The sequence below is a fragment of the Collinsella sp. An307 genome (assembly GCF_002161805.1).
In the GTDB taxonomy this organism is placed as follows: domain Bacteria; phylum Actinomycetota; class Coriobacteriia; order Coriobacteriales; family Coriobacteriaceae; genus Coprousia.
The window spans coordinates 1-1,338 of sequence record NZ_NFIP01000016.1 but is presented as its reverse complement, the minus strand read 5'-3'; the positions used below and the strand labels follow the sequence as shown (position 1 = coordinate 1,338).

At 66.9% G+C, this 1,338-nt stretch carries 2 protein-coding genes; one reads left to right on the top strand and one right to left on the bottom strand.

Annotation, left to right across the window (positions count from 1 at the left end; all coding sequences use genetic code 11):
• On the bottom strand, window positions 1-319 hold a 319-nt coding region (locus B5F89_RS10260; protein WP_239286749.1), incomplete at its 3' end, for a hypothetical protein.
• Between B5F89_RS10260 and B5F89_RS09920 the strand changes: the two genes are divergently transcribed.
• Window positions 225-1,310 (top strand): IS1249 family transposase, encoded by a 1,086-nt coding sequence (locus B5F89_RS09920; protein ID WP_239286748.1) that lies wholly within the window; start codon window positions 225-227, stop codon window positions 1,308-1,310. The genes B5F89_RS10260 and B5F89_RS09920 overlap by 95 nt on opposite strands.
• Window positions 1,311-1,338: the final 28 nt, after the last annotated feature.

Genomic DNA, 1,338 nt, shown 5'->3' with positions numbered 1-1,338 from the left:
GGCTTATAGGACAAAATGTGTGTCCGTAACGCCCGTGTTCTTCCAGCTCAACCGGCATAAATAACCTCGGAAAGTTGCCCCGCCCCAACTGCCCGCCTGGACAAAATGTGTGTCCGGTTTGCCACATAAGTCCTGCTAGACCATGCTGAACCGACCGAGAAAGTTGGTCGTGAAGGCAGGCTTGGGCGATGAAGGCGAAGTCCTGCCCCCTCTGCGGGGCGAAGATGAAGCGGAACGGCAAGACGAGCGCGGGCAGGACGCGCTGGAGGTGCACCTCCTGCGGCGCGAGCTCGATCCGGAGGATAGACAGCTCGGCCAAGTCGCTCGACGCCTTCCTGGGCTGGCTTCTGAGCCGCAGGAGGCAGGCCGACATGCCCGGGGGCGGAAGGACCTTCAGGAGGAAGACCGCCGCCTTCTGGGAGGTCTGGCCGATGCCGCCCAAGGTGGAGGCGCCCCGCCGGGTCGTCTACGTGGACGGGATCCACCTGGGACGCAAGGCCGTCGTGCTGATAGCCTCGGACGACGAGCACGTGCTCGGCTGGCACCTGTGCCGCACCGAGAACGGCCGCGCCTGGTCGGCGCTAATGTCGCGCATCGCGGCCCCCGAGGTCGTCGTCTCCGACGGCGGGGACGGGTTCGCCAAGGCGCTCAAGAGGACGTGGCCCGCCACCCGCCACCAGCGCTGCGCGTTCCACGCCTTCTCGCAGGTGAGGAGGTACACCACGACCCGTCCGCGCACGCAGGCGGGCGCCGAGCTCTACGGGCTCGCCAAGGCGCTGCTCTCAGTCGCGACCCTCAAGGAGGCCGACGGGTGGGTCGAGGCGCTGCTGGCATGGTCGGAGCGCTGGGACGAGTTCCTGGCGGAGACGACCAGGGGCGAGGACGGCAGGGTGGCGCTCACGCACGAGAGGCTCGTGAAGGCCAGGCGCTCGCTGGTCAGGCTCGTGAACGCCGGGACCCTCTTCACCTACCTGGATCCAGGGCTCATCGCGGGCGGCCCGCTGCCCTCTACGAACAACCGCATCGAGGGCGGCGTCAACGCGCGGCTCAGGTCCATGCTGCGCGACCACAGGGGCCTTTCGATCGAGAGGAGGCTCAAGGCGATCTTCTGGTGGTGCTACATGCACTCTCCGGACCCGCTCCCTGCCGCCGAGATTCTGCGCGTCATGCCGACGGACCGCTCGATCGCCGCCATCTACGAGAGGCTGGACGGGCGCAACAAGCTCGAGGGGGCCATCCCCCGGTGGGGCGATGCCATCGTTTGGTCGGAGCTTCATCACTCGGAGCCCTACCGGATGGACTGGGACTAGCCGGACACACATTTTGTCCTATAAGCCT

Excerpts from the sequence above, each read along its gene's own strand:
- B5F89_RS09920 (WP_239286748.1), top strand. The coding sequence starts at position 225 with ATGAAGCGGAACGGCAAGACGAGCGCGGGCAGGACGCGCTGGAGGTGC.